We start from the raw sequence: 23254 nt of genomic DNA on the forward strand, positions 1-23254 counted from the left end.
TCGGCGCGCCATTTCCGCGATGAAATTGCGCCGCAACCCACAATGCGATAAATAATTTATGACTGAACTGACCGCCTCGACTTCCGTCTGGCTCGACTTCCTGAAACAGAACGGCGCGCAATTCGACGCCGACGGCGTGGAACTGCTGGGCTTCGGCCCCACCGCCCCGGCGCCGGAGAGCCTGGAAAGCTTCATGGCCCCGCTCACCGGCCTGGGCCTGATCGGTGTCGCCGGCGAGGACGCCGCCAGTTTCCTGCACAGCCAGCTCACCAATGACGTCGAAAAGCTGGACACCTCGGCCGCGCGCCTGGCCGGCTACTGCTCGCCCAAGGGTCGCCTGCTGGCCAGCTTCCTGATGTGGCGCAATCCCGAATACGTGTTCCTGCAGCTGCCGCGCGCGCTGCAGCCGGCGATCCAGAAGCGCCTGCAGATGTTCGTGCTGCGCGCCAAGGCCAAGCTGTCCGACCAGGGCGCCAACACCGCCATCATCGGCCTGGCCGGTCCGGCGGCGCAGAACTCGCTGGCCGAGTGGTTCCCGGTGCTGCCGGCCGAGCCCTACGCCAAGATCGACAACGCCAACGGCACGCTGATCCGCCTGGCCGACTCGTCCGGCAGCGCCCGCTACCAGTGGATCACCATGCCCGAGGTCGCCATTGCGGCCTGGCCCAAGCTGGCCCAGCACCTGACCCCGACCTCGCCGCAAGCCTGGCGCTTGTCCGAGATCCGCGCCGGTGTGCCGAGCATCACCGCCCCCACGCAAGAGCAGTTCGTCCCGCAGATGATCAACTTCGAGCTGGTCGGCGGCGTCAACTTCAAGAAGGGTTGCTATCCCGGCCAGGAAATCGTGGCGCGCAGCCAGTACCTGGGCAAGCTCAAGCGCCGCGCCATGCTGGCCACCGTCGACAGCGACGCCGTCGCGGCCGGCAATGAAGTATTCTCGGCGGCCGATCCCGAACAGCCCTGCGGCATGGTGGTCAACGCCGAACGCGCCGGCGACGGCCGCTCGCTGGCGCTGGTGGAAATGAAGCTGGCCGCGGCCGACGGCCCGGTGCACCTGGGCGCGGCCGGCGGCCCTGCCCTGCATTTCCACGACCTGCCTTACGCGCTGGCCGAGCCGCAATAAGCGGTTCACCAGCCAGTACAGCGTAAAGGGCCAGGCATGGATCTCTACATTTACTACCGCGTTTCCCCGGCGCACACGCAAGCCCTGCACGGCAAGATCAAGGCGCTGCAGGCGGTGCTGCAAGCCCGCTTCGGCATCGTCGGCGGCTTGAAACGCCGCCCCGGCGAGCAGGACGGCCGCCAGACCTGGATGGAAGTCTACGAACACATCGCCCCCGGCCATGAAGAGGAGTTCGGCCGTGCGCTGGAGCGCGCCCTGGACGATGCCGACATCGCCGCGCTGATCGACGGGCCGCGCCATGTCGAACGTTTCGAGGATGTCGCCACATGTGCCTGATCATCTTCGCCTGGAAAGTCATCCCCGGCATGCCGCTGATCCTGGCGGCCAACCGCGACGAGTTCTACGCCCGTCCGGCCGCCGACGCCGGCTGGTGGAGCGATTACCCGCAGGTTTTCGCCGGCCGCGACCTGCAGGGCGGCGGCACCTGGCTGGGCGTGACCCGCGAAGGCCGCTTTGCCGCCCTGACCAACGTACGCTCGCCCTCGGAGCGCCGCCCCGAGGCGCCCACCCGCGGCCAGCTGGTCGCCGACTACCTCAGCGGCGACCTCGATCCGGCCGCCTACCTGCGCTACATCGAACCGCGCGCGCAGGAGTACAACGGCTTCAACCTCATCCTCGGCGACCGCGAGACCATGCTGTGGTACTCCAACCGGGGCGACGCCGACGCCCGCAACGGCAAGCCACTGGACTACGGCGTCTACGGCCTCTCCAACGCCCTGCTGGACACGCCCTGGCCCAAGCTCACGCGCGCCAAGGCGCAGTTCGCCAGCCTCTTGTGCCAGGGCGCGCCGGAAGAAACCTTCTTCGAAATGCTGACCGACGCCACGCGCGCCAACGACTGCCGCCTGCCCGACACCGGCGTGGGCATCGAGAAGGAACGTATGCTCTCGCCCATCTTCATCCGCTCGCCGGACTACGGCACGCGCTGCTCGACGGTGCTGCGCGTGCCCATTGTGGGCGAGCCGGTCCTGACCGAGCACGTGGCCGACCCGATGGCGGTGCAATATTCGGCGGAATCGACCAAGGATTCGAACTGCAAGCTGCCCTGCAAGCCCAAGCCACAAGAAGAGGAAAAGCCCGGCTGACAGCATGCGGCCTGCCCGGCGCGCCGGGGCATCATTGCCCACATGAAATAAACAAAACGTATATCTGATATTTGAAAGATAAATTGGCCTGATTTGATGCGGAGCAGTAAAGTAGCACCTGTCTCCTCCAATTTCCTCCTTAAAGAATTGGATTGAAGCCCACACCGCAAGGTCGTGGGCTTTTTTTTCGCCGTTATCGGGCAAAGCCCCCGACCCCGCCTCCCGACCGGCCTGCACCGATATCGCCGGCGGACTCGGCACCCCGCCGCCCACATCCACTCGCAACGCATTCCCGCCCGCCCGACGCGTTCCGGCACGTCCCGATACGAACTTGCGCGCCGCAAAAAAGAAAAGCGGACCGAAGTCCGCTTTTCTCTGGTCAGCGTCGCGGCAACCGTTGCCGGCCGCCTGCGAATACGCTCTTTAATGATGCATCTTCGATTCCGAGCGATCCAGCACGGCTTCAGGTGCATTTGCCTCCTCGACCGTCTCATTGTTCAGCACGGCGTTCAGGCGCTTGCTGTCCAACTCGCCGCTCCACTTCGCAACCACCAGGGTGGCCACACCGTTGCCGATGGTGTTGGTCAGGGCGCGCGCTTCGGACATGAAGCGGTCGATACCCAGGATCAGCGCCAGGCCGGCGACCGGCAGGTGGCCCACCGCCGACAGCGTCGCCGCCAGCACGATGAAGCCCGAGCCGGTGATGCCCGCCGCGCCCTTGGAGGTCAGCAGCAGCACGCCCAGCAGGGTCAGTTCCTGCACGAAGGTCATCGGCGTATTGGTCGCCTGGGCGATGAACACCGCCGCCATGGTCAGGTAGATCGCCGTGCCGTCCAGGTTGAACGAGTAGCCGGTGGGGATCACCAGGCCGACCACGGTCTTCTTGGCGCCGGCGTTTTCCATCTTGGCCAGCATGCGCGGCAGCACCGATTCAGACGACGAGGTGCCCAGCACGATCAGCAGTTCTTCCTTGATGTACTTCACGAACTTCCAGATCGAGAAGCCGTGCAGGCGGGTGATGATGCCCAGCACCACGAAGATGAACAGCAGGCAGGTCAGGTAGAAGGTGCCCATCAGCTTGGCCAGCGAGAACAGCGAGCCCACGCCATATTTACCGATGGTGAACGACATCGCGCCGAATGCGCCGATCGGGGCCACCTTCATGATGGTGCCCACCACCGAGAACAGCACATGCGAGATCTTCTCGATGAAGTCGAACACCAGGGTGCCGCGGCCGCCGAACTTGTGCAGCGCGAAGCCGAACAGCACCGCCACCAGCAGCACCTGCAGCACGTCGCCCTTGGCGAAGGCATCGAACATGCTGCTCGGGATCACCGACAGCACGAAGTCGGTCACCGTACCCAGCTTGCCGGGAGCGGTGTAGGATGCGATCGCCTTGGTGTCCAGCGAGGCCGGGTCGATGTTCATGCCCACGCCGGGCTTCAGCACGTTGACCAGAATCAGGCCGATGATCAGCGCCACCGTGCTGACCACTTCAAAGTACAGCAGCGCCAGGCCGCCGGTCTTGCCGACCTTCTTCATGTCTTCCATGCCGGCGATGCCGGTCACGACGGTGCAGAAGATCACCGGCGCGATGATCATCTTGATCAGCTTGACGAAGCCGTCGCCGAGCGGCTTCATGGCCTCGCCGGTGGACGGATAGAAGTGTCCCAGCGTAATACCGATCACGATCGCGACCAGCACCTGGAAGTACAGGGATTTATAAATTGGCTGTTTCGCCGTTGTCATTTTGCATTCTCCATGAACATCAATCTCCAGCCTGCCCGGTCGGGGCAAACCGCTGGCCTTGCGCGGATCGTCGCCCGCTGAGGCTTTTCTCGTCCGGGAGGCTCCCCCTCCCCGGTTCGGGCGCAAGTATGAACCAGACCAATTTGCCCCGGTATTGTGGGAAACCACATTACGCAGAGAAAGACAGGGGTTCAAGCGCCCTTATTCCCCGTTCTGCTCTGCAACGAAGCCGCTTATAGTTGTAGTCTCCGCGGGAAGTGATAACAAGGAAAATATTGTGCAACGGAAACTGACGGTCACCGTCCGCCTGGCAATCCTGGTGACGGTACTGTGCGCCAGCGTCGTGCTGGTGGCCTGGTATGGCGCGCTGGGCATGGCGTCCAGCAACGAAAAACTGCGCTTCGTCTACGAAGACCGCACGCTGGCGTTGGTCGAGATCGCCAAGGTGCGCGATGCACTCTACCGTAACCGCGACGTCATGGGCCGCGCCCTGATGCTGGCCAACGTGCCGGACGGTCCGGTGCGTGACGGCATGTCGCCCCAGCAGCAGATCCCGCAGCTGCTGTCCCAGCTGAGCGGTCTGGACGCCGTCGGCAACCAAAGCTGGAAGACCTACATGGGCACCGGCATGGATCAGGCGGAACACGCCGCCGCCCTGCGCTTCGAGCACAGCTTGCGCCAATATCAGGAGCAGCGCGCCCGCGTCGCCACCCTGATCGCCTCGGGCGAGGTCAACCAGGCCAACGACATGTGGCCGCAGATCACGCCCATGCTGACCGACCTCGCTTCGCAGCTGGCCGCGCTGGGACAGATACAGGAGCGGCTCACCCGCAGCGCCTATGACGAAGCCGGCGCCGAATATGCGCACCTGCGTCAGCGCAACCTGCAACTGGCCGCCGGCAGCCTGCTGCTGGGCGCGGCCCTGTCGCTCTGGATCATTCTCGGCCTGCGGCGCGAGCTGGGCGGCGAACCCGCCTATGCCGCCCACATCGTGCGCCAGATCGCCGACGGCAACCTCGGCATCGAAGTCAACCTGCGCCGCAATGACCAGCAAAGCCTGCTGCACGCAATGCACTCCATGCGCGGCCGCCTGACCGACATCATGCAACGCGTGACGCTGTCCACCCATGCCCTGAACAATTCCTCGCGCCAGCTCAACGCCACCGCCCACGCGCTGGCCCATGCGTCCAGCGAACAGGCGGCCGCCGTGGAAGAAGTGCACGCGGCCATCTCCGGCATGAGCCAGGCGATCCAGGAAACCGGCGAGCACGCCCGCCGCACCGACCTGATCGCCGAGGCCGCCGCAGCCGATGCCGACAAGAGCGGCGTGGCGGTGCAATCGACGGTGCTGGCCATGCGCGGCATCGCGCGCCAGGTCGGCGTGATCGACGACATCGCCTACCAGACCAACCTGCTGGCCCTGAACGCCGCCATCGAAGCCTCGCGCGCCGGCGAGCACGGCCGCGGCTTCTCGGTAGTCGCCGCCGAAATCCGCAAGCTGGCCGAACGCAGCCAGGACAGCGCGCGCGAGATCAGCGAGATCGCCGAAGAGAGCGTCAGCATGGCCGAAGAGACCAGCCAGCGCCTGGTGGAAGGTACGCTACAGGGCATCCGCAAGGCATCCCAGCAGATCAACCAGATCACCCTCTCCTCCACCATGCAGGAAGAAGGCGTGCAGGAAATCGGCGCCGCCGTGCTGCAGCTGAACGAAACCACCCAGCGCAACGCCGCCGCCTCCGAGGAACTGGCCTCGACCGCCGAGCTGGTCGCCGAGCATGCGCGCGAGCTCGATGCGCAACTGTGCTACTTCCACCTGGGCGACGGCGTGGAGACGAGCTTGCCGCTGCCGCAAACAGCGCAAGCGCTGCCGGCACAGGGAAAAAAACGAAGGTAGGAAAACACGCCGGCCGGCCAGGAAAACTCCGTGGCCGGCCGCGCTTGCCGATGCTTACGCCAGGGCGGCGCGCATGGTGATGTGGGGGATGCCGGCTTCCATGAACTCCGCGCCTTCGCGGGCGAAACCATGGGCCGCATAGAAAGGCTCGGCGTGCGTCTGGGCGTTGAGGATCACTTCGGCGTCGCCGCGCGCGCGCGCCGCCTTGATCAGCGCCTGCAGCACCGCGCCGCCCACGCCGCGTCCGCGGCCGGCCTTGCGCACTGCCATGCGACCGATATGGCCGTCCGGCAGCAGGCGACCGGTGGCCAGCGGCGAGCCGTCTTCGGCATACGCCACGGCGTGCAGGCACACGGCATCCATCTCGTCCAGCTCGATCTCGGCCGGCACATTCTGTTCGTCGACGAACACCTCAAAACGAATCGGCTGCGCATGCGCGCGCAGTTCATCCCAATTGCCCACGATGATCTTCATGTGGCGTATTCCTTTGCTTGTTGCGGTTTGTTTCTGTTGACTGTGCGGGTTTTACTGCGGGTGGCTGATCCCGGCTGCCGCTCAGCGCGGCGCCTGCTCGTGGTCGAGCTTTCTGGAAATATCGAGGCGGCGCACCAACTTGAAGGTGCCCATGGCCTTGGCCACCAGCTTGTCGCCGTTCCACAGTTCGGCCTGGCAAAAGCACATGGTGGTCGAACGGTGGTAGGTGTGACCGCGGGCGACAATGGTGTCGCCGGCGCGGCCGGCCGGCTGCAGGAAGCTGGTGCTCATGTCCACCGTGGCCGACGACTTGGCGTCGGTGCCACAGCGCGCGGCCAGGCCCATGGCCACGTCCATCAGCGTCATCGAGATGCCGCCCTGCGCCACTTGCCAGCTGTTCATGAATTCCGGCTTCAGCTGCAGCGCCATCACGGCGCGGTCGTCGCCGTACTCCAGCACTTGCACGCCCAGTTCTTGCAGGTAGGGATTCCCTTGCGGGAAGACGTCGGTCAGGGCCAGGCTCATCGCGCTTCCGTTCAGATCTCGTAGTCCATGCACTGGCGCGCTTCGCGCACCGCGCCGATGAAGGGCTTGATGGCGACGTGATCAGGATGGTCCTGGTAGGCGTCGAGCGCGGCGCGCGACTCGAACTCGGAATACAGCACCACGTCGTAGGTCGCTTCCAGACCGGGCTGGGCCACCACCGCTTCGAACTTCAGGATGCCGGGCACCACGTTGGCGCAGCTGTCCAGGAGCGCCTTCATCTTGGCGATGTTGGCGGCCTTGTCATTGCCTTCAGCCTGGTCCTTCAACTTCCACATCACGATGTGCTTGATCACGTCCGGTCTCCGATTGCCTGAAAATTTGGAAAACCGTAATGATAAGCCAAAGGCCGCGCTGCGGCTTCCGGCCGGCGGATCGGATTCACCGCCTTTGTCCGGCGCGATTTCCCGCGCTCAAACGCGCGCGGCGATTTTCATGAAGGAGCCCACCAGCCGCCCCTCGCGCCGTTCGGCCAGGCAATAGGCATAGGTGTGCGTGGTGACCGGGTCGCCCTCGATGCGCACCATGCGAAAACGCGGATCGGGCACAAACTCCGCCTCCGACACCGCACCCAGCCCCAGGCCGCGCGCCACCGCTTCGCGCAGCGCCTCGCGGCTGCCGATTTCCATCACCACCTGCGGCGCCACGCCAGCGTCGGTCATGGCCTTCTCCAGCGCCAGGCGGGTGGTCGATCCCTGCTCGCGCATGAGCATCGGCTGGTTGGCCAGCTCGGCCAACGTCACCGTCTCGCGCTTGTAGAACGGATGGCTGCGATGCGCGAACAGCACCACCGCGTGGTCGGCGTAAGGCACGGCGTGAAAGCGGGCGTCGTCCGTGAAACTCGCCAGCACCGCCACGTCGGTGACGTAATTCTCCAGGTCGGCCAGCGACTGCTTGGAGTTGCCCAGCTTGATCGACAGCTCCACCTTGGGATAGCGCGCGCGGTAGGCGTCCACCATCTCGATCACATGGAACGGCCCGACCGCGCCGATGCGCAGGTGGCCTACGTGCAAGGTGCCGGAGTTGACCAGCAGATTGAGCGCATCGAGCTCCAGCTCGGCGATGTTCTGGGCGATCGGCAGCAGCCGTTGCGCCGTCTCCGACAAATCCAGACGCCGCCCGCGGCGAAAGAACAGCTCCACATTGTGTTCCCGCTCCAACGACTGTACCTGGGTGGTCAGGGTCGGCTGGCTCACGCCCAGGGCGCGGGCGGCGGCGGAAAAGCCGCGGTGGCGGGCCACGGCGAGGAAGGCGCGGAGCTGGGAAGGCGTCATCTATAGATCCAGTCAATAGTTGTCTTCATTTTTTAAGATTATATCGATAATAAAGCGGTCATAAATCGCCTTTAATCTTCTTCCTGTCCGGACGAAACCCTTGCCAGCCCTGCACCAGCCGCTGGTTGCCTGCCAGTTTTGCATTGTTTGCGCGGCCCGTTGCCTGCGAGCCGCCTTGCGCGCCATTGACCGAATACCGAACCAAGGACAAGACATGAAACGACGCTCCCTCCTGGCCCTGAGCCTGTGCGCGCTCTCGACCTTCACCGCCGGCCTGCCCGCCTCTGCCGCCCAGCCCCTGACTGTGGGTCTGATCCCGGCCGAAGATTCGCAAGCCATGCTGGAAAACAGCAAGGCCGTCATCGACAGCCTGCAAAAGCAGCTGGGCATGCCGGTCAAGCCCTTCATCGCCACCGACTACAACGGCATCATCGAAGCGCTGCGCTCCAAAAAGCTGGACGTGGCCTACCTCGGCCCCTTTTCCTACGTGCTGGCCACCTCGGTCGCCAACGTCGAGGCCTTCTCGGTGGCCGAAACCAAGAAGAGCGGCAAGAGCTACTACAAGAGCCTGATCATCACCCGCAAGGACAGCGGCCTGCAAAATGTCGAGCAGCTGAAGGGCCGCACCATGGCCTTCGTCGATCCGTCCTCGGCTTCCGGCCACCTGTTCCCCAGCGCCGGCCTGCAAAAGCTCAACATCGATCCCAACAAGTATTTCTCGCGCGTGATCTTCTCCGGCTCGCATGACGCCAGCATCCTGGCCGTGGCCAACAAGAAGGTCGACGCGGCCGCCGTGGCCGACCGCATCCTCGCCGCCGCAGTCGCCAAGGGCGTGGTGCAGCAGTCCGACCTGAACGTGGTGTGGACCTCGCCCGACATCCCCGAGTCGCCAATGGTGTGGCGCCGCGATCTCGACCCGGCGCTGAAGCAGAAGATCGCCGCCGCCTTCGCCAACATCAAGGACGTGCAATGGGGCGACCAGGGCGTGCTGAACGGTTTCGTCGCCACCAACGACGCCGCCTACAACGTGGTGCGCGACACCGCGAAGATCCTCAACCTCGACCTCAAGGCGATGAAATGATCCGCATCCGTTCGCTCACCAAGCACTACGGCAGCAATGCCGTGCTGCGCGGCATCGACCTCGATGTCGCCGCCGGCGAATTCCTGGTGGTACTGGGGCCTTCGGGCGCCGGCAAGTCGACCCTGCTGCGTTGTATCAACGGCCTGGTCACACCGGGTTCAGGCGAACTGGTGGCGGCCGGATACGACGCCACCGACGCGCGCCAGATGCGCAGCCTGCGCCGCAACGTGGCCATGATCTTCCAGCACCACAACGTGGTGCCGCGTCTGTCGGTACTGAAAAACGTGCTGACCGGCCGGCTCGGCCAGGTGTCGCAGCTGGCGTCCATCCTGCAGCTCTTCTCGCGCCAGGATGTGGCGCTGGCCATGGACTGCCTGCGTCGGGTCGAACTCGACCACAAGGCCCATGAGCGCACCGACGCGCTCTCCGGCGGCCAGCGCCAGCGCGTGGGCATCGCCCGCGCCCTGGCCCAGCGGCCGCAGGTGATCCTGGCCGACGAGCCGGTCGCCAGCCTCGACCCCAAGACCTCGCGCCTGGTGCTGCACTACCTGCGCGCGGCCTGCCGCGAGCTGGGCATCACCGTGGTGTGCAACCTGCACCAGGTCGACTACGCCCGCGAGTTCGGCGACCGCATCGTCGGCCTGGCCGGCGGCAAGCTGGTGTTCGACGGCCGCGGCGAAGACCTGCGCGACTCCCACCTGAACATGATCTACGCCGGCCTGGACCAGATTCAGAACGCCGAGCCGGCGACCGCGCGCGTCCTGGCGCCGGAACTGGCTGCGCAAGGAGCCCTGTGATGAATGCACCGATGCAAAGCCCCCGGGGCGGCAGCTACCACGACTACGTCTGGACCGGCCCGCGCCCGCTGAACCTGCGCGCCTGGCTGCTGTGCGTGGCCGCGGTTGCGCTGGCTGCCTTCGTGCTGGCCTGGAGCGCGCAAGGCACGCAACTCTCGTGGAGCGAGCTGGCCGGCGGCCTGCCGCAGATCGGCGACTTCATCTCGCGCTCTTTCCCGCCCAACTGGAGCATCCTCGGCAACCTCGTCACGCCGGCCGTGGAGACCGTGCAGATCGCGCTGTGGGGCACGCTGCTGGGCGTGCTCGGGGCGATCCCCGTGTCCTTCCTGGCCGCGCGCAACCTGAACCGCAACCGCGTCGTCTACCAGGCGGTGCGGCAGGCGCTCAACGTCACCCGCAGCATCAACGAGCTGATCCTGGCGCTGGTGTTCGTCTCGGCGGTGGGCCTGGGCCCCTTCCCCGGCGTACTGGCGCTGGCGCTGCACGGCGTGGGCATGGTCGGCAAGTTCTTCGCCGAGAGCATCGAAGAGATCGACGACGGTCCGCTGGAGGCGCTACGCGCCACCGGCGCCCGGCCGCTGCAGGTGATCGTCTTCGGCGTGCTGCCACAGGTGGTCACCGCCTGGATCGCCACCGTGCTCTATCGCTTCGAGGTCAACCTGCGTCAGGCCACCGTGCTGGGCATGGTCGGCGCCGGCGGGCTGGGCTTCGAGCTGGTCAACAGCCTGAAACTGTTCAAGTACCAGGACACCGCCACCTGCATCGTCGTGGTGACGCTGATGGTGGTGGCCGCCGACGCCGTCTCCAGCCGCCTGCGCCAGATGATCCAGGACGGCCGTGCGCACTGAACCCAACCCTTCATTTTCAAGAAACAGCCTCATGTGGAATTTTCACAATCCGGTCGCCGTCCATGCCGGCGCCGGCAGCCTGGAACGATTGCCCGCCTTGCTGGGCGAACGCCGCGCGCTGCTCATCACCTTTCCCGAAGCGCAGGCGCTGGGACTGGAGCAATACCTGGCGCAACTGCTGGGCCCGCAACTGGCCGGCGTCGAGAACGCGGTCCAGCCCAATCCGGACGTCAGCTGGCTCTCGGCCATGTATGAGCGCGTATGGTCGCAGCACCGCGAGGTCGAATGCATCATCGCCTTCGGCGGCGGCAGCGTGATCGACTGCGCCAAGGCCATGCTGGCGCCCACGCCCTCGGGCCGCTTCGGCGAGCTGCTGGCGCACCTGCGCGACGGCGCGCCGCTGGATGCGGCCGGCGCCAAGGCGCTGATCGCCGTTCCCACTACCGCCGGCACCGGCAGCGAAGTCACGCCCTGGGCCACCATCTGGGATGCCGCCGCCGGCAACAAGTATTCGCTGCACCGCCCGTGGACCTGGCCCGAGGCCGCCGTGGTCGACGCCAAGCTGATGCTCTCGCTGCCGCCCGGCGTCACGCTGGCCAGCGGCCTGGACGCGCTGTCGCATGCGCTGGAGGCGATCTGGAACGTCAACCGCAATCCGGTCTCCTGCAGCCTGGCCGCCTCGGCCGCGCGCGAGATCGTCGCCACGCTGCCGCAACTGCTGCGCAAGCCGCGCGAGATCGCCCTGCGCGAGCGCATGGCAGTGGCCGCGCTGCAGGCCGGCCTGGCGTTCTCCAACACCAAGACCGCGCTGGCGCATTCGCTGTCCTATGACATCACGCTGCACCACGGCGTGGCGCACGGCATCGCCTGTTCGTTCTCGCTGCCGCATGTGATGCGCCTGGCCTTCGGCCGCGACGCCGGCGTCGACGCGCTGCTGGTGCAGATCTTCGGCGCCGCCGATAAAGACGGCGCCATCGCCCGCCTGTCGGCCTTCCTGGAAGACCTGGGCGTGTCCACCGACCCCGCCCACTACGGCATCACCGATTCCTGGGACGCGCTGGTGCAACACGCCCTGCAAGGCCCGCGCGGACGCAACTTCATCGCCGCCGCCCACTGAACCACCGACTACTGAACAAGGAGCATCCCATGTCCACCACCCGCCCCGCCATCGCCCTGCAAGCCGTCATCTTCGACTGGGCCGGCACCCTGGTCGATTTCGGCTCGCTGGCGCCGACCCAGATCTTCGTCGACGCCTTCAAGAGCTTCGACATCGCCATCACGCTGGAACAGGCGCGCGGTCCGATGGGCCTGTCCAAGTGGCAGCACATCCGCACGCTGCTGGACGACGCCGCCATCGCCGACCAGTGGCAGCGCTACACCGGCCGCGCGCCGACCGACCAGGACGTCGACGCCATCTACGCGCGCTTCATGCCGATGCAGATCGCCAAGGTCGGCGCGTATTCGCACCCCATCGAGGGCGCCGCCCGCATGCTGGCATGGCTGCGCGAGCGCGGCCTGAAGGTCGGCTCCTGCTCCGGCTATCCGCGCGAGGTGCTGGACGTGCTGCTGCCGCTGGCGGCGCAAGACGGCATCGCCCCCGACCACGTAGTGGCCGGCGACGAGCTGGATGCTGGCGGCCGGCCCGGCCCCTTCATGGCGCTGGCCAACGTGCTGGCGCTGAAGATCGGCGACGTGGCCGGCTGCATCAAGGTGGACGACACCGTGCCCGGCATCGAGGAAGGCATCCGCGCCGGCATGTGGAGCGTGGGTGTATCGCTGTCCGGCAATGAGGTCGGCTGCACGCGTGAGCAGTTGGCGGCGCTGGCCCCCGATGAAGTCGCCCTCCTCAAGGCGCGCGCCGAGCAACGCCTGCGCGCGGCGGGGGCGCATTACGTGATCGACTCGGTGGCCGACCTGCCGGGCGTGGTGACGCAGATCGAGGCGCGGCTGGCGGCGGGCGAGCGGCCCTGAACCCGACCTTCCTGCAGTAACGCTCTTTCCGTCATCCCGGCGCAGGCCGGGATCCAGTGTCTTTCCTCGTGCCTCGACATGTACTGAACGACACTGGGTCCCTGCTTTCGCAGGAACGACAAGGCGAAGGCTGCGAACACCTTCGCAGGTTCAAGTCACCCCACCATCTGCCGTTCCTCCCTTCGCAGGAACGACACGGGAAGGAAGCCAACACCTTCACAGCTTCAAGATATCTCACTACCTGTCGTTCCTGCGAAAGCAGGAACCCAGCGTCGTTGATCGCGCCCCATCAGCGCCCTACAAGTTCCAGACCGGGGCCAGCATCCAAGCCCCTATAATCCCCTCACCTACAACGACAACAACTTCCCGTGGCAGCCTATCTCTTCGTCCTGGCCGTCGGCCTGGTGGCCGGCATGATCAGCGGCGTCATCGGCACCGGCTCGTCCATCATGCTGCTGCCGGTGCTGGTCTACAACTTCGGTCCCAAGCAGGCGGTGCCCATCATGGCGGTGGCGGCGGTGATGGCCAATCTGTCGCGGGTGATGGCGTGGTGGCGCATGGTGGACTGGCGCGCATTCGCGGCCTACTCGGTGACGGGCGTGCCGGCGGCGATCCTGGGGGCGCGCACCTTGCTGCAGCTGCCGTCGCACTGGATCGACATCGGCTTGGGCGCATTCTTCATCGCCATGGTGCCGGTACGGCACTGGCTCAAGCGGCGCAACTTCGAATTGAAACTATGGCAGCTGGCGCTGTGCGGCGCGGTGATCGGCTACCTGACCGGCATCGTGCTCTCCACCGGGCCGCTGAGCGTGCCGGCCTTCACGTCCTACGGACTGGCCAAGGGCGCCTTCCTCTCCACCGAGGCGGCCAGCTCGCTGGCGCTGTACGTGAGCAAGGTGCTGACCTTCCGCGAACTGGGCGCGATGCCGCTGTCGGTATTCCTGCAGGGCTTGCTGGTGGGTTCCTCACTGATGGCCGGCACCTTCGTCGGCAAGGCCTTCGTCATGCAGATGAGCGAACGCCACCACCAGCGGCTGCTGGATGTGCTGCTGGTGGCGTCGGGCTTGTCGCTGTTGTGGGCGGCGCTGCACGGGGCGTGATCAGGCGGCCGTCTTCCTCGCACGCGTCGGGTGGGCGGCCGGTTTCTTCGCAGCCGGTTTGCTGACCGCTTTGGCGGCTGCTTTAATGACCGGTTTAGCGGCCGGCTTAGTGGCCTGCTTCGCCACCGGTTTAGCCGCCGGCCTGGCCACCGCTTTCGTTCCTGCCTTCGTCGATGCAGCCTTGGCCGCCGGCTTGGCTGTGCTGTTGCGCGCCGCCGTCCTCGCCGGTCGCGCGGCCTCGCTCTTCTTGGCCGGCAACGTGATCTCGTCCGGCTGTTCGCCGATGGCCGTGGTCAGCTTGCGCGCCAGCGCGATCACCTTGTCCGGATCAACGCCCAGCGTGCCGATCAGGAACTCGATAATTTCAGAACGCGGATTGGCCAGCGTCGGCTCGATCATCATCACCGCCGCCGCCAGCGCCAGCGCGCGTTCGCGGGTGGCGGTCTCGGGCAGCATCTGCTGCAGGGCGTTAAGCGCTTCCACCGGCGCCACCGCCGTGATGCGCGCCTGCTCCTTCAACAGCTGCACCCAGTTGGTCTGCGGCGACACGCTGGCATGCATGTTGGGCAGCTGCGCCAACAAACGCGCCAGGCGCAGGCTGCGACGCTCGAAGGCGCCGATCGAGACCATGCCGGCGATCACGATGCGGCACACCGCCTCGGCAAAACCACCGTGGTCGATTTCTTCCAGCACGGCGTCGCGATACTCGCCCAGGTCCTGCAGCGCGCGCCGGTGCGCCACCTCGGCGTCCGGCTCGCGCGGCGGCAGCCAGGCGCCCAGCCCGGAGGGGCCGAACAGCTGGCGCGTCATCTTCACCGTGCGCGCGTCGCGCTGGTCGCGGAAGGCATTGAGTTCATCGGTGATGCGCTGGGCCATCTTCTGCTCGAACAGCTTCAGCGGATGGTCGTCAGCCAATTGCACCCGCTTGGCGCGTGCTTCAGCCGCCTGCTGGCGGATGAAAGCTGCGGCCGGATGGGTGTCGGAGAACAGCTGGCGCTGCATGCGCAGCGGGTTGAATTTCATCAGCGCGCCGGCGGTGGCGGGCGTGGACGCCATGCGCACCCAGGGCCGCAGCCAGGTCTTGTAGAGGTTCGAATTGATTTCCGACCACTGGCTGATGGTGGAGAAGACCGACTCCTCCTCGCGCCCCTCGGGGTTGATCCTGCGGATGTCGTCCATGGTGCGGTGCTCGTAATGCACCGTGTAGTCGCCCGGCTCCAGCTCGTCCCAGCGCTGCGCCTGCAGGCCGTCCTTGCGCACCAGCTTCATCTCGTAGAGGCCGGGCGGCAGGCTTTCGATCACGTCCAGCGAGCTCACCAGCTGGTCGTGCTCCTTCAACGCCACCGAGCCGCCGACGAAAATGCCGAGGTGCCCCACGCTCTCATGCAGCACGTAGATGATGGTGCGGCCGGCGGCGGCAATCGCGCGCTCGTCGCCCCAGGTGTCGATGATCCAGTTCAGCGCCTGCGGCGGCGGCGTGATGTTGTCGCCCCAGGAGGCGAACACCACGATGGGCGAGGTGATGTCGCGCAGGTTCACGGCGCGGCCCTTCACCATCAGCTCGCCGCGCGCCAGCTTGTTGCCGACGAACAGGTTCTCGGTGATCGACTCGATCTCGGCGCCGGTCATGCGGAAGAAGCCGCCCCACCAGCGCTCGAACTCGAGGAAGCGCGGGCCTTCGGTATCGACCGCCGACCACAGGTTGTAGTACTTGCTCCAGAAGGTATTGGCGGGATTGAGCTTCTCGAAATTCTCCACCAGATAAGCGCCGTCGAAACGGTCGGCGCCAAGGTCGGCCGCCAGCGAGGCCAGCCAGGTGCCGCCCAGCGTGGCGCCGCTGTAGCGCATCGGATTGAGCTGCGAGCTGCCGGCCCAGTAGGAGGCCGGCGCTCCCACCATCATCAGCGGGCCGAACAGTTCGGGCCGCACCGCATCCAGCGTCATCATGGCCCAGCCGGCCTGGCAATTGCCGATCACCACCGGCTTGGCCTTGCATTGCGGATGACGGCGGATCACTTCCTCCAGGAAGCTGGCTTCGGCGTCCATCACCGAGGTCAGCGTCTGGCCGTCTTCCGGCTCGGGGCGGAAGGTCACGAAGTAGACGGTATGGCCGGCCTTCATCGCCATGCCGACTTCGGAGTCGAACTTGAAGCCGCCGATGCCCGGGCCGTGGCCGGCGCGCGGGTCGACCACCACCACCGGCCGCGCCTGCGGATCGACCGGCAGCCCCGGCGGCGGCTGCAGGCGCAGCAGCGCGTAGTTGCAGGGCTGCGACAGGTCATGGCCGTCCACCACCAGTTCATGCTCGAACTTGAGCAGCGGCGGCGTGCCCTGTTCCAGGTGTTCGAGGTAGGCGTTGCCGCGATCCAACAGCGTATCCAGGAACAGGAAGGTACGCTGCATGGAGTCGGTCAGGTAGGCGTTGACATCGCCCCAGCCGGCCGATGCGTTCAGGTTTGCCGTGGCTGCCGATGATTCGGCCGATGCGGTTGCGGTAGCGTGATCTGCGGCTTTCTTGCGGCTTGCCATGTACCCTCCCAGGGATGTTGGTCAACACCATGATACGGAGAAAGGGAGCGGCAAATCGTTCGATCTCTGCGACAATGGAACCGCATTTCCCGGTATTGACCATAAAACAATTGCACGGAGGGAATCTTGATGGAGCTCAAAAGCCTGGTCGACCAACCCGGCAAATTGCCGACCGTCCCCAAGGTGGTCCAGCAACTGATCGCCAGCTTCAATTCCGAAGATGTCTCCTCCGCCGACATCGCGCGCCAGATCGCCGCCGATCCAGCCCTCGCGGCCAAGCTGCTGCGACTGGCCAATTCCGCTTTCTTCCATGTCTCGCGCACCGTCGGCACGGTCGACGACGCCTTGCGCATGCTGGGTTTCGTGATGGTGCGCAACCTGGTGCTGGGCAACGGCATGGTGGCTGCGTTCAAGAACACCAAGGGCATGGACCTGCCGCAGTTCTGGCGCCACAACCTCTACACCGCGGTGGCCGCGCGCTGGCTGGCCATGCATGCCGGCGACCACGGGATCGACAACGGCGACGCCGTCTTCACGGTGGGCATGATGCACGGCATCGGCCAGCTGCAACTGCATGCGGTTGCCCCGGCCGAAGCCGCACCGCTGGACAAGCTGGTCAATGTGCTGGACGCCGCGCGCGCCGAGAAGGAAAAGGAACGTTGGGGCTTCCACTACGCCGACGTCTCGGCCGAACTGGCCGGCATCTGGAATTTCCCCGAGGCGCTGGCCTCGGCCCTGCGCGACACGCCCGATCCGATGGCCTCGGGCAAGCTGGACCGCGCCGCCGGCTGGGTCCACCTGGGCGCCTGGATCGCCCGCGTGGATGTGCTGAAGCTCGATGACGAGGCCGCGCGCGCCTGCTACCCGGCGCAAGTGGCCAAGAAGCTGGGCGTCGACCCGGCGTGGGCGCCGCTGCTGGTGAAGCACGCGCCGGACAAGGCCGAGCGCGCCATGCCAGCCCTGAAGGAATTGAGCGCCGGGCTGGACGCGATGCTGGAATAAGACGATGGAAACGATATTGGGCGCAGTGGGCAGCCTGATTGCGGGCCTGCTGCGCTCGCTGGCGTTCTACAGCGTCTTCTACGCCATCGGCAGCGTCGCCCTGAAACTGCTGACCCTGGGCCGCTACCCGCGCTTCATGCATATGCGCGAAGACGCGCGGCGCGGCTTTCCCGAGTTCGAACTGGTGGCCCTGTTCGGCCTGCTGTGCACCATCGGCCTGGTGGTTCTGCTCGCCAGGGCCGTCTGAGCTGCATCGACCGTCAGGTCGCGCAGATACTGCAGCTATGTCCCTTGCAATTGTGCAGCACGCTGCTGCGCCCCGCCCCGGCGTGCGCGCCCGGGCCGGCCGCTCCTTGCCCCGCCAGTTGCTCGGCGCCGTTGCGCGGACGCCAGCGCTCGCGCACCTGCAGGCCGACACGCCCGCCGGTGAGCATCGGCGCGGCTTGCGTCTCCTGCTTGCAGTACGGACAGGCGACTGCGCCGTGCAGCGCCTGCATGCTGAGGAATTTCTCGAAGATGCCTTCGCAATGGCTGCAACGAATATCGTACAAGGGCATATGCCGCTCCTGAGTGAATGCCAAGGTTGAGGTGCGGATCCGGCAGCCGCCGGATCCGCATCTTGCCGCTCCCGCGCGCGGGCGCCGTCAGCGCTTGCGGCCCCAATACGACTGCTCGTTCAGCATGCCCTTGGGCGTGATGTCCTGGTCGAAGATCGAGGTCGGCAAGGCCACCGTGCAGGCGCAGTTGGGAATGTCCACGATGCCGCCGATGCGCCCTTCCACGGGCGCCGCCGTCAGCAGCATGTAGGCCTGGCTGCCGGTGTAGCCGAAGTGCGTCAGGTAGTCGATCGCCTTCAGGCAGGCCTGGCGATAGGCCACCGTGGCGTCGAGGTAGTAGTTGGTGCCGTTCTCCACGCTGATGCCTTCGAAGGTCAGCCATTGCTCGTAATGCGGCTTGACGATGCTGGGCATGAAGATCGGCGAGGTGATGTTGTACTTCGCCATGCCGCCCTTGATCAGGTCGAAGCCGACGTGGCTCACGCCGTCCATCTCGATGGCGCCGCAAAAGCCGATCTCGCCGTCGCCCTGCGAGAAGTGCAGGTCGCCCATCGAGAAGCCCGCGCCCTTCACATACACCGGGAAGAAGATCCGGGTGCCGGCCGAGAGATCCTTGATGTCGGTGTTGCCGCCATGCTCGCGCGGCGGCACGGTGCGCGCCGCGACCTTGGCCATCTCGTCGAACTTGGCGCCGGTCAGGCCGCGCAGCACCGCGGTGCTCGGATCGGGCGGCTTGGCCAGGCCCTTGGCGGCCAGCGGCGCCTCGCGGCGGTTCCATTCGGCCAGCAGGTCGTGCGAAGGCAGGCAGCCCATCAGGCCCGGGTGCGTCAGGCCGGCGATGCGCACGCCGGGAATGTGGCGCGAGGTGGCGTACAGGCCCTTCAGGTCCCAGATCGCCTTGTCGGCATCGGGGAAATAATCGGCCAGGAAGCCGCCGCCGTTCTCCTTGGCGAACACGCCGGAGAAGCCGACCGGCGTCACCGGCTTGATGTCCAGCAGGTCGATCACCAGCAGGTCGCCCGGCTCTGCGCCCTCGACGTGGAACGGGCCGGTCAGCGGGTGGGCGCGCGTCAGGTCGACGTTCTTGACGTCGGAGACGTCGTCGGTGTCCTTGATCTGCGCGTCCAGGAAGTCCAGCGACTCGATCAGTATCGATTCGCCCGGCTTCACCGAGGACAGGAACGGCAGGTCCGGGTGCCAGCGGTTGTGACCGAGTTCAGGCTGCTCTGCCAGCGGAACGCCGGGCTTGATCTTGAAGTGTTGCATGCGACCTCCTTGGGATGTGGTTCGTGGTGTTGCTGCTTCTGGTGTGCTGTTTTTTCCGTATGCATCACTCGGACGGAATGCCCGGCACCGGGCACTCGGGCGTGCCGGCGCTCTTGCGCGTGATCGCCTCGGCGGCGGCGCGCGCGGCCTGCGGGTCGTTGACCCAGGTCTTGTAGAAATCGAAGGGACAATCGGCCACACCCGCCGGCGCTTCGCCCGAATTGATCTTGCCGGTGTAGCCGCGGTGCAGCAGCTTGTACAGGTGGTTCTGCGACTGCCAGTTGCGGCGCGCATCGCGGATCGCATTCACCGAGAGCTCGGCGTACTGGATGCCCATTTCTTCGGTGCCGCATTCGCCCAGCGTGCGGCCGTCGAAGCCGACGATGGCCGAGTGGCCGAAGTAGGAATACACGCCGTCGAAGCCGGCCGCGTTGGCTACGGCGACGTAGACGTTGTTCATCCAGGCCATGGCCTTGGCCACCAGCACCTGCTGCTCCTTGGCCGGATACATGTAGCCCTGGCAACGCACGATCAGCTCGGCGCCCTTCATGGCGCAGTCGCGCCAGATCTCGGGATAGTTGCCGTCGTCGCAGATGATCAGGCTGATCTTCAGGCCCTTGGGGCCGTCGCAGACGTAAGTGGCGTCGCCCGGATACCAGCCCTCGATCGGCGTCCAGGGCATGATCTTGCGGTACTTCTGCACGATCTCGCCCTGGTCGTTGATCAGCACCAGCGTGTTGTACGGCGCCTTGCGCGGATGCTCCTCGTGGCGTTCGCCGGTCAGCGAGAACACGCCCCACACGCCGGCGATGCGGCAGGCTTCCGAGAAGATGCGGGTCTCGTCGCCCGGCACCGTGGCGGCGGTCTCATACATCTCCGCCTCGTCGTACATGATGCCGTGCGTGGAATACTCGGGAAACACCACCAGGTCCAGCCCCGGCAGGCCCTGCTTCATCCCCACCAGCATGGCGGCGATCTTCCTGGCGTTGTCCAGCACCTCGCTGCGGTTGTGCAGGCGCGGCATCTTGTAATTGACTACCGCCACGCCGACGGCATCCTTGCTGCTCGATATGTCTCCATGCCTCATGGTTCGGCTCCTTTGCGAAAACGGAATTACACGGACAGATACTTGCTGATGGTCGGCGCATCGACGTTGGCGCGCGTGTCCTCGTAGACGAAGCGGCCCTTGTCGATCACCAGGAAGCGGTCGGCGATCTCCAGCGTGAAGCTGAGCACCTGCTCCGACACGATGATGGTCAGCTCGCGGATCTTGCGGATCTCCTTCAGGCTGCGCGCGATGTCCTTGATGATGGAGGGCTGGATGCCCTCGGTCGGCTCGTCCAGCAGCAGCACGCGTGGGTTGGTGGCCAGCGCGCGGGCGATGGCCAGCTGTTGCTGCTGCCCGCCGGAGAGATTGCCGCCCTTGCGGGTCCGCATGTCGTAGAGCACCGGGAACAGCGCGTACAGCTCGTCGGGCACCTTGCCGCGCGCCTGCGGGCCCAGGCCGGTCTGGATGTTTTCCAGCACCGTCATGCCGGGGAAGATCATGCGGCCCTGCGGCACGTAGGCCACGCCGCGGGCCACGCGCTGGTGGCTTTCCATGCCACCCAGCTCGACGCCGTCGATGGCGATGCTGCCTGCGCGCAGCGGCAGGATGCCCATCAGGGTCTTGAACAACGTGGTCTTGCCCATGCCGTTGCGGCCCATGACGGCGACGATTTCTTCCTTGGCCACCGACAGGCTGATGTCGTGGATGACCGCGCTCTGGCCGTAGCCGGAGGCGAGTTGCGAGACATTGAACATGAAGTTCTCCTCAAATATTCTCAGAGTGGCTGGCAAAACGTCGCCGGCAAGAAGGCAGCAACGCAGTCCAGCGGCGTTTTTCCAGGCACGGCCGTTAGTGGCCGAGGTAGACGTCGATCACCTTGGGGTCGGACTGCACCTTGTCCATGCTGCCTTCGGCCAGGATCTTTCCCTGGTGCAGCACGGTCACCTTGTGTGCGATGCTCTTGACGAAGTCCATGTCGTGCTCGATCACCACCACCGAGCGCCCCTGGCTGATACGTCCCAGCAGCTGCGCGGTCTTCTCGCGCTCGGACACGCTCATGCCGGCCACCGGTTCGTCCAACATCAGCAGTTCGGGCTCCTGCATCAGCAGCATGCCGATCTCCAGCCACTGCTTCTGGCCATGCGAAAGCAGGTCGGCCTGGGTATGCAGGAACTCGTCCAGGAAGATCTCGGCGGCCACCGCCTCGACCCGCGCCACCACGTCCGGCGAGCGCTTGAAGGTCAGCGCGCCGAACACCTTGCGTCCGCGCGGGAACGACATCTCCAGGTTCTCGAACACCGAGAGGTTTTCGTAGATCGACGGCGTCTGGAACTTGCGCCCCACCCCCACCCGCACGATGGCGTGCTCGCTCATCTTGGTGAGCTCATGGTTGTTGAAGCGGATGCTGCCAGAGGTGGCGCGCGTCTTGCCGCAGATCAGGTCCAGCACGGTGGTCTTGCCGGCGCCGTTGGGGCCGATCACCACGCGCACCTCGTTGCGCTGCACGTAGAAGTTCAGTTTGTCGACCGCCTTGAAGCCGTCGAAGGAAACCGTGAGATCCTCGATCGCCAGCACCGGGTGGGCGTCCGATTCGAATCCGATGGGTGCGTCGCTCATTTGCTTGCCTCCAGGGTGGCGCCGGGCTCGATGCCGTCGCGGGTGGTGTCGGCGGCAGCCTTGGCCGGCGCCTTAGGTTTGACGGCGTCGGGCGCGGCGGCCGGCTTGCTGCGCAGGCGCGCCATCAGCCGCTTGCCGTGGCTCTGCACCAGGCCGGCCAGGCCGTTGGGGAAGTACATGACCACCGCGATGAACAGGCCGCCCATCAGGAACAGCCACAGCTCGGGGAAGGTCTCGGAAAAATAGGTCTTGCCGAAGTTCACCAGCAGCGTGCCGTAGACCGCGCCCAGCAGCGACATGCGCCCGCCCACCGCGGCATAGATCACCATCTCGATGGACGGCACGATGCCCACGAAGGACGGCGACATGAAGCCCACCTGCAGCGTGAACATGGCGCCGCCGATGGCCGAGAACATGGCGGCCGCGCAGAACACGAAGACCTTGAAGCTGGCCACGTCGTAGCCCGAGAAGCGCACCCGTTCTTCCTTGTCGCGCATCGCCACCAGCAGGCGGCCCAGCTTGGAGGACAGGATGTAACGGCCCAGCAGGATGCAGGCGAACAGCAGCCCGGCGTTGACGAAGAACAGGATCAGCTTGGCGCTGTCGGTGCGGATGTCCCAGCCCATCAGCGTCTTCAGGTCGGTGATGCCGTTGACGCCGCCGGTCAGGCCCTGCTGGCCGATGATCAGGATCGCCAGGATGGCGGCGATGGCCTGGGTCACGATGGAGAAGTAGACGTCGCCCACGCGGCGCTTGAACATCGCCAGCCCGATCAGGAAGGCCAGCAGCGTGGGCACTGCCAGCACCGCCAGCACGGTGAAGCTGAAGCTGTGGAACGGCTGCCACATCGCCGGCAGCGCGGTGATCTGGTTCCAGTCCATGAAGTCGGGGATGCCGGGGGTGGATTGAATCTTGGTGCTGATCGGGTCGGAGGCTTCCAACTTCAGGAACATCGCCATGCAGTAGCCGCCCAGGCCGAAGAACACGCCCTGCCCCAGGCTGAGGATGCCGCCGTAGCCCCAGCACAGCACCAGGCCGACCGCGACGAAGGCGTACGACAGGTACTTGCCGACCAGGTTGAGGCGGAACATGTCCAGCGACAGCGGGAACACCACCAGCAGCAGCGCGCCCAGCACCAGCAGTCCCATCAAGCCGGACTTGCCGCCCAATAATTTTTCGTATGCCGCATTCATTGTCTGGCCTCGCTAAGATGAAGTCGTGAAGAGAGGGCCGCGT

Annotated in this window: 24 protein-coding genes; 12 read left to right on the forward strand and 12 right to left on the reverse strand. The window is 65.8% G+C overall.

What is annotated here, in order from left to right; translation table 11 throughout:
- The first annotated feature begins 58 nt into the window (after positions 1 to 58).
- The 3 genes from J8I26_RS14825 to J8I26_RS14835 are packed head-to-tail and all read left to right on the forward strand — an operon-like array spanning position 59 to position 2268.
- Complete coding sequence (locus J8I26_RS14825) at positions 59 to 1123, forward strand: folate-binding protein YgfZ (protein WP_209607879.1); 1065 nt, start codon at positions 59 to 61, stop codon at positions 1121 to 1123.
- Between the two features lie 36 nt (positions 1124 to 1159).
- Complete coding sequence (locus J8I26_RS14830; protein WP_209607880.1) at positions 1160 to 1459, forward strand: DUF4936 family protein; 300 nt, start codon at positions 1160 to 1162, stop codon at positions 1457 to 1459.
- On the forward strand, positions 1450 to 2268 hold the full coding sequence (locus J8I26_RS14835; RefSeq protein WP_209607881.1) for an NRDE family protein: 819 nt from the start codon (positions 1450 to 1452) through the stop codon (positions 2266 to 2268). The genes J8I26_RS14830 and J8I26_RS14835 overlap by 10 nt, the downstream gene beginning before the upstream one ends.
- A 423-nt stretch (positions 2269 to 2691) precedes the next feature.
- Here J8I26_RS14835 and J8I26_RS14840 read toward each other — a convergent pair whose 3' ends face one another.
- Positions 2692 to 4017 (reverse strand): dicarboxylate/amino acid:cation symporter, encoded by a 1326-nt coding sequence (locus tag J8I26_RS14840; RefSeq protein ID WP_209607882.1) that lies wholly within the window; start codon positions 4015 to 4017, stop codon positions 2692 to 2694.
- A gap of 277 nt (positions 4018 to 4294) precedes the next feature.
- Here J8I26_RS14840 and J8I26_RS14845 point away from each other — a divergent pair, with 277 nt between their 5' ends.
- Positions 4295 to 5911 (forward strand): methyl-accepting chemotaxis protein, encoded by a 1617-nt coding sequence (locus tag J8I26_RS14845; protein WP_348635324.1) that lies wholly within the window; start codon positions 4295 to 4297, stop codon positions 5909 to 5911.
- A 54-nt stretch (positions 5912 to 5965) separates the two neighbouring features.
- Here J8I26_RS14845 and J8I26_RS14850 read toward each other — a convergent pair whose 3' ends face one another.
- From J8I26_RS14850 to J8I26_RS14865, 4 genes are all read right to left on the reverse strand, one after another.
- Positions 5966 to 6385 (reverse strand): GNAT family N-acetyltransferase, encoded by a 420-nt coding sequence (locus J8I26_RS14850; RefSeq protein ID WP_209607883.1) that lies wholly within the window; start codon positions 6383 to 6385, stop codon positions 5966 to 5968.
- 81 nt (positions 6386 to 6466) lie between these two features.
- A complete protein-coding gene (locus J8I26_RS14855; RefSeq protein WP_209607884.1) occupies positions 6467 to 6910 on the reverse strand; it encodes a PaaI family thioesterase in 444 nt (147 codons plus the stop codon).
- 11 nt (positions 6911 to 6921) lie between these two features.
- Positions 6922 to 7224, reverse strand: a complete 303-nt coding sequence (locus tag J8I26_RS14860; RefSeq protein WP_209607885.1) for a Dabb family protein — start codon at positions 7222 to 7224, stop codon at positions 6922 to 6924.
- A gap of 117 nt (positions 7225 to 7341) precedes the next feature.
- Positions 7342 to 8202, reverse strand: a complete 861-nt coding sequence (locus J8I26_RS14865) for a LysR substrate-binding domain-containing protein (protein WP_209607886.1) — start codon at positions 8200 to 8202, stop codon at positions 7342 to 7344.
- Positions 8203 to 8416: 214 nt separating this feature from the next.
- Between J8I26_RS14865 and phnD the strand changes: the two genes are divergently transcribed.
- From phnD to J8I26_RS14895, 6 genes are all read left to right on the forward strand, one after another.
- Positions 8417 to 9283, forward strand: a complete 867-nt coding sequence (phnD, locus tag J8I26_RS14870) for a phosphonate ABC transporter substrate-binding protein (RefSeq protein WP_209607887.1) — start codon at positions 8417 to 8419, stop codon at positions 9281 to 9283.
- Positions 9280 to 10080: a phosphonate ABC transporter ATP-binding protein gene (gene phnC, locus J8I26_RS14875; RefSeq protein WP_209607888.1), complete on the forward strand. Its 801-nt coding sequence runs from the start codon at positions 9280 to 9282 to the stop codon at positions 10078 to 10080. Before phnD ends, phnC begins: the two co-directional genes overlap by 4 nt.
- Positions 10080 to 10928, forward strand: coding sequence for a phosphonate ABC transporter, permease protein PhnE (gene phnE / locus J8I26_RS14880; RefSeq protein WP_209607889.1), 849 nt, complete (start codon positions 10080 to 10082; stop codon positions 10926 to 10928). Before phnC ends, phnE begins: the two co-directional genes overlap by 1 nt.
- 31 nt (positions 10929 to 10959) lie before the next feature.
- Positions 10960 to 12045, forward strand: a complete 1086-nt coding sequence (psrA, locus tag J8I26_RS14885; protein WP_209607890.1) for an iron-containing alcohol dehydrogenase PsrA — start codon at positions 10960 to 10962, stop codon at positions 12043 to 12045.
- A gap of 29 nt (positions 12046 to 12074) precedes the next feature.
- The gene (phnX, locus tag J8I26_RS14890) at positions 12075 to 12899 is read left to right on the forward strand and encodes a phosphonoacetaldehyde hydrolase (protein ID WP_209607891.1); all 825 of its coding nucleotides are present in this window, start codon (positions 12075 to 12077) and stop codon (positions 12897 to 12899) included.
- Between the two features lie 368 nt (positions 12900 to 13267).
- On the forward strand, positions 13268 to 13999 hold the full coding sequence (locus J8I26_RS14895) for a sulfite exporter TauE/SafE family protein (RefSeq protein ID WP_209607892.1): 732 nt from the start codon (positions 13268 to 13270) through the stop codon (positions 13997 to 13999).
- Here J8I26_RS14895 and J8I26_RS14900 read toward each other — a convergent pair whose 3' ends face one another.
- Positions 14000 to 16402, reverse strand: a complete 2403-nt coding sequence (locus J8I26_RS14900) for a DUF3141 domain-containing protein (protein ID WP_245200358.1) — start codon at positions 16400 to 16402, stop codon at positions 14000 to 14002.
- A 255-nt stretch (positions 16403 to 16657) separates the two neighbouring features.
- Between J8I26_RS14900 and J8I26_RS14905 the strand changes: the two genes are divergently transcribed.
- Positions 16658 to 17530, forward strand: a complete 873-nt coding sequence (locus J8I26_RS14905; protein WP_209607894.1) for an HDOD domain-containing protein — start codon at positions 16658 to 16660, stop codon at positions 17528 to 17530.
- Positions 17531 to 17534: 4 nt separating this feature from the next.
- Entirely contained in the window at positions 17535 to 17777 is a 243-nt protein-coding gene (locus J8I26_RS14910; protein WP_209607895.1) for a hypothetical protein, read from the forward strand.
- Between the two features lie 13 nt (positions 17778 to 17790).
- Here J8I26_RS14910 and J8I26_RS14915 read toward each other — a convergent pair whose 3' ends face one another.
- The 6 genes from J8I26_RS14915 to urtC form a co-directional block, all read right to left on the reverse strand.
- Complete coding sequence (locus J8I26_RS14915) at positions 17791 to 18087, reverse strand: FmdB family zinc ribbon protein (RefSeq protein ID WP_209607896.1); 297 nt, start codon at positions 18085 to 18087, stop codon at positions 17791 to 17793.
- An 87-nt stretch (positions 18088 to 18174) separates the two neighbouring features.
- Entirely contained in the window at positions 18175 to 19353 is a 1179-nt protein-coding gene (gene fmdA / locus J8I26_RS14920) for a formamidase (RefSeq protein WP_209607897.1), read from the reverse strand.
- A gap of 64 nt (positions 19354 to 19417) precedes the next feature.
- Positions 19418 to 20440, reverse strand: a complete 1023-nt coding sequence (locus J8I26_RS14925) for an aliphatic amidase (protein WP_209607898.1) — start codon at positions 20438 to 20440, stop codon at positions 19418 to 19420.
- 26 nt (positions 20441 to 20466) lie between these two features.
- The gene (gene urtE / locus J8I26_RS14930) at positions 20467 to 21156 is read right to left on the reverse strand and encodes an urea ABC transporter ATP-binding subunit UrtE (protein ID WP_209607899.1); all 690 of its coding nucleotides are present in this window, start codon (positions 21154 to 21156) and stop codon (positions 20467 to 20469) included.
- Between the two features lie 94 nt (positions 21157 to 21250).
- Positions 21251 to 22018: an urea ABC transporter ATP-binding protein UrtD gene (gene urtD / locus J8I26_RS14935; RefSeq protein ID WP_209607900.1), complete on the reverse strand. Its 768-nt coding sequence runs from the start codon at positions 22016 to 22018 to the stop codon at positions 21251 to 21253.
- Positions 22015 to 23211 (reverse strand): urea ABC transporter permease subunit UrtC, encoded by a 1197-nt coding sequence (urtC, locus tag J8I26_RS14940; protein WP_209607901.1) that lies wholly within the window; start codon positions 23209 to 23211, stop codon positions 22015 to 22017. Before urtC ends, urtD begins: the two co-directional genes overlap by 4 nt.
- Positions 23212 to 23254: the final 43 nt, after the last annotated feature.

Origin of the sequence: Herbaspirillum sp. LeCh32-8, assembly GCF_017814915.1 — a bacterium.
In the GTDB taxonomy this organism is placed as follows: domain Bacteria; phylum Pseudomonadota; class Gammaproteobacteria; order Burkholderiales; family Burkholderiaceae_D; genus Herbaspirillum.

Bases quoted from the DNA above. Each gene is read 5' to 3' on its own strand.
- J8I26_RS14825 (WP_209607879.1), top strand. From the start codon at position 59: ATGACTGAACTGACCGCCTCGACTTCCGTCTGGCTCGACTTCCTGAAA.
- J8I26_RS14830 (WP_209607880.1), top strand. From the start codon at position 1,160: ATGGATCTCTACATTTACTACCGCGTTTCCCCGGCGCACACGCAAGCC.
- J8I26_RS14835 (WP_209607881.1), top strand. From the start codon at position 1,450: ATGTGCCTGATCATCTTCGCCTGGAAAGTCATCCCCGGCATGCCGCTG.
- J8I26_RS14840 (WP_209607882.1), bottom strand. From the start codon at position 4,017: ATGACAACGGCGAAACAGCCAATTTATAAATCCCTGTACTTCCAGGTG.
- J8I26_RS14850 (WP_209607883.1), bottom strand. From the start codon at position 6,385: ATGAAGATCATCGTGGGCAATTGGGATGAACTGCGCGCGCATGCGCAG.
- J8I26_RS14855 (WP_209607884.1), bottom strand. From the start codon at position 6,910: ATGAGCCTGGCCCTGACCGACGTCTTCCCGCAAGGGAATCCCTACCTG.
- J8I26_RS14865 (WP_209607886.1), bottom strand. From the start codon at position 8,202: ATGACGCCTTCCCAGCTCCGCGCCTTCCTCGCCGTGGCCCGCCACCGC.
- phnD (WP_209607887.1), top strand. From the start codon at position 8,417: ATGAAACGACGCTCCCTCCTGGCCCTGAGCCTGTGCGCGCTCTCGACC.
- phnC (WP_209607888.1), top strand. From the start codon at position 9,280: ATGATCCGCATCCGTTCGCTCACCAAGCACTACGGCAGCAATGCCGTG.
- phnE (WP_209607889.1), top strand. From the start codon at position 10,080: ATGAATGCACCGATGCAAAGCCCCCGGGGCGGCAGCTACCACGACTAC.
- psrA (WP_209607890.1), top strand. From the start codon at position 10,960: ATGTGGAATTTTCACAATCCGGTCGCCGTCCATGCCGGCGCCGGCAGC.
- phnX (WP_209607891.1), top strand. From the start codon at position 12,075: ATGTCCACCACCCGCCCCGCCATCGCCCTGCAAGCCGTCATCTTCGAC.
- J8I26_RS14900 (WP_245200358.1), bottom strand. From the start codon at position 16,402: ATGCAGCGTACCTTCCTGTTCCTGGATACGCTGTTGGATCGCGGCAAC.
- J8I26_RS14905 (WP_209607894.1), top strand. From the start codon at position 16,658: ATGGAGCTCAAAAGCCTGGTCGACCAACCCGGCAAATTGCCGACCGTC.
- J8I26_RS14910 (WP_209607895.1), top strand. From the start codon at position 17,535: ATGGAAACGATATTGGGCGCAGTGGGCAGCCTGATTGCGGGCCTGCTG.
- J8I26_RS14915 (WP_209607896.1), bottom strand. From the start codon at position 18,087: ATGCCCTTGTACGATATTCGTTGCAGCCATTGCGAAGGCATCTTCGAG.
- fmdA (WP_209607897.1), bottom strand. From the start codon at position 19,353: ATGCAACACTTCAAGATCAAGCCCGGCGTTCCGCTGGCAGAGCAGCCT.
- J8I26_RS14925 (WP_209607898.1), bottom strand. From the start codon at position 20,440: ATGAGGCATGGAGACATATCGAGCAGCAAGGATGCCGTCGGCGTGGCG.
- urtE (WP_209607899.1), bottom strand. From the start codon at position 21,156: ATGTTCAATGTCTCGCAACTCGCCTCCGGCTACGGCCAGAGCGCGGTC.
- urtD (WP_209607900.1), bottom strand. From the start codon at position 22,018: ATGAGCGACGCACCCATCGGATTCGAATCGGACGCCCACCCGGTGCTG.
- urtC (WP_209607901.1), bottom strand. From the start codon at position 23,211: ATGAATGCGGCATACGAAAAATTATTGGGCGGCAAGTCCGGCTTGATG.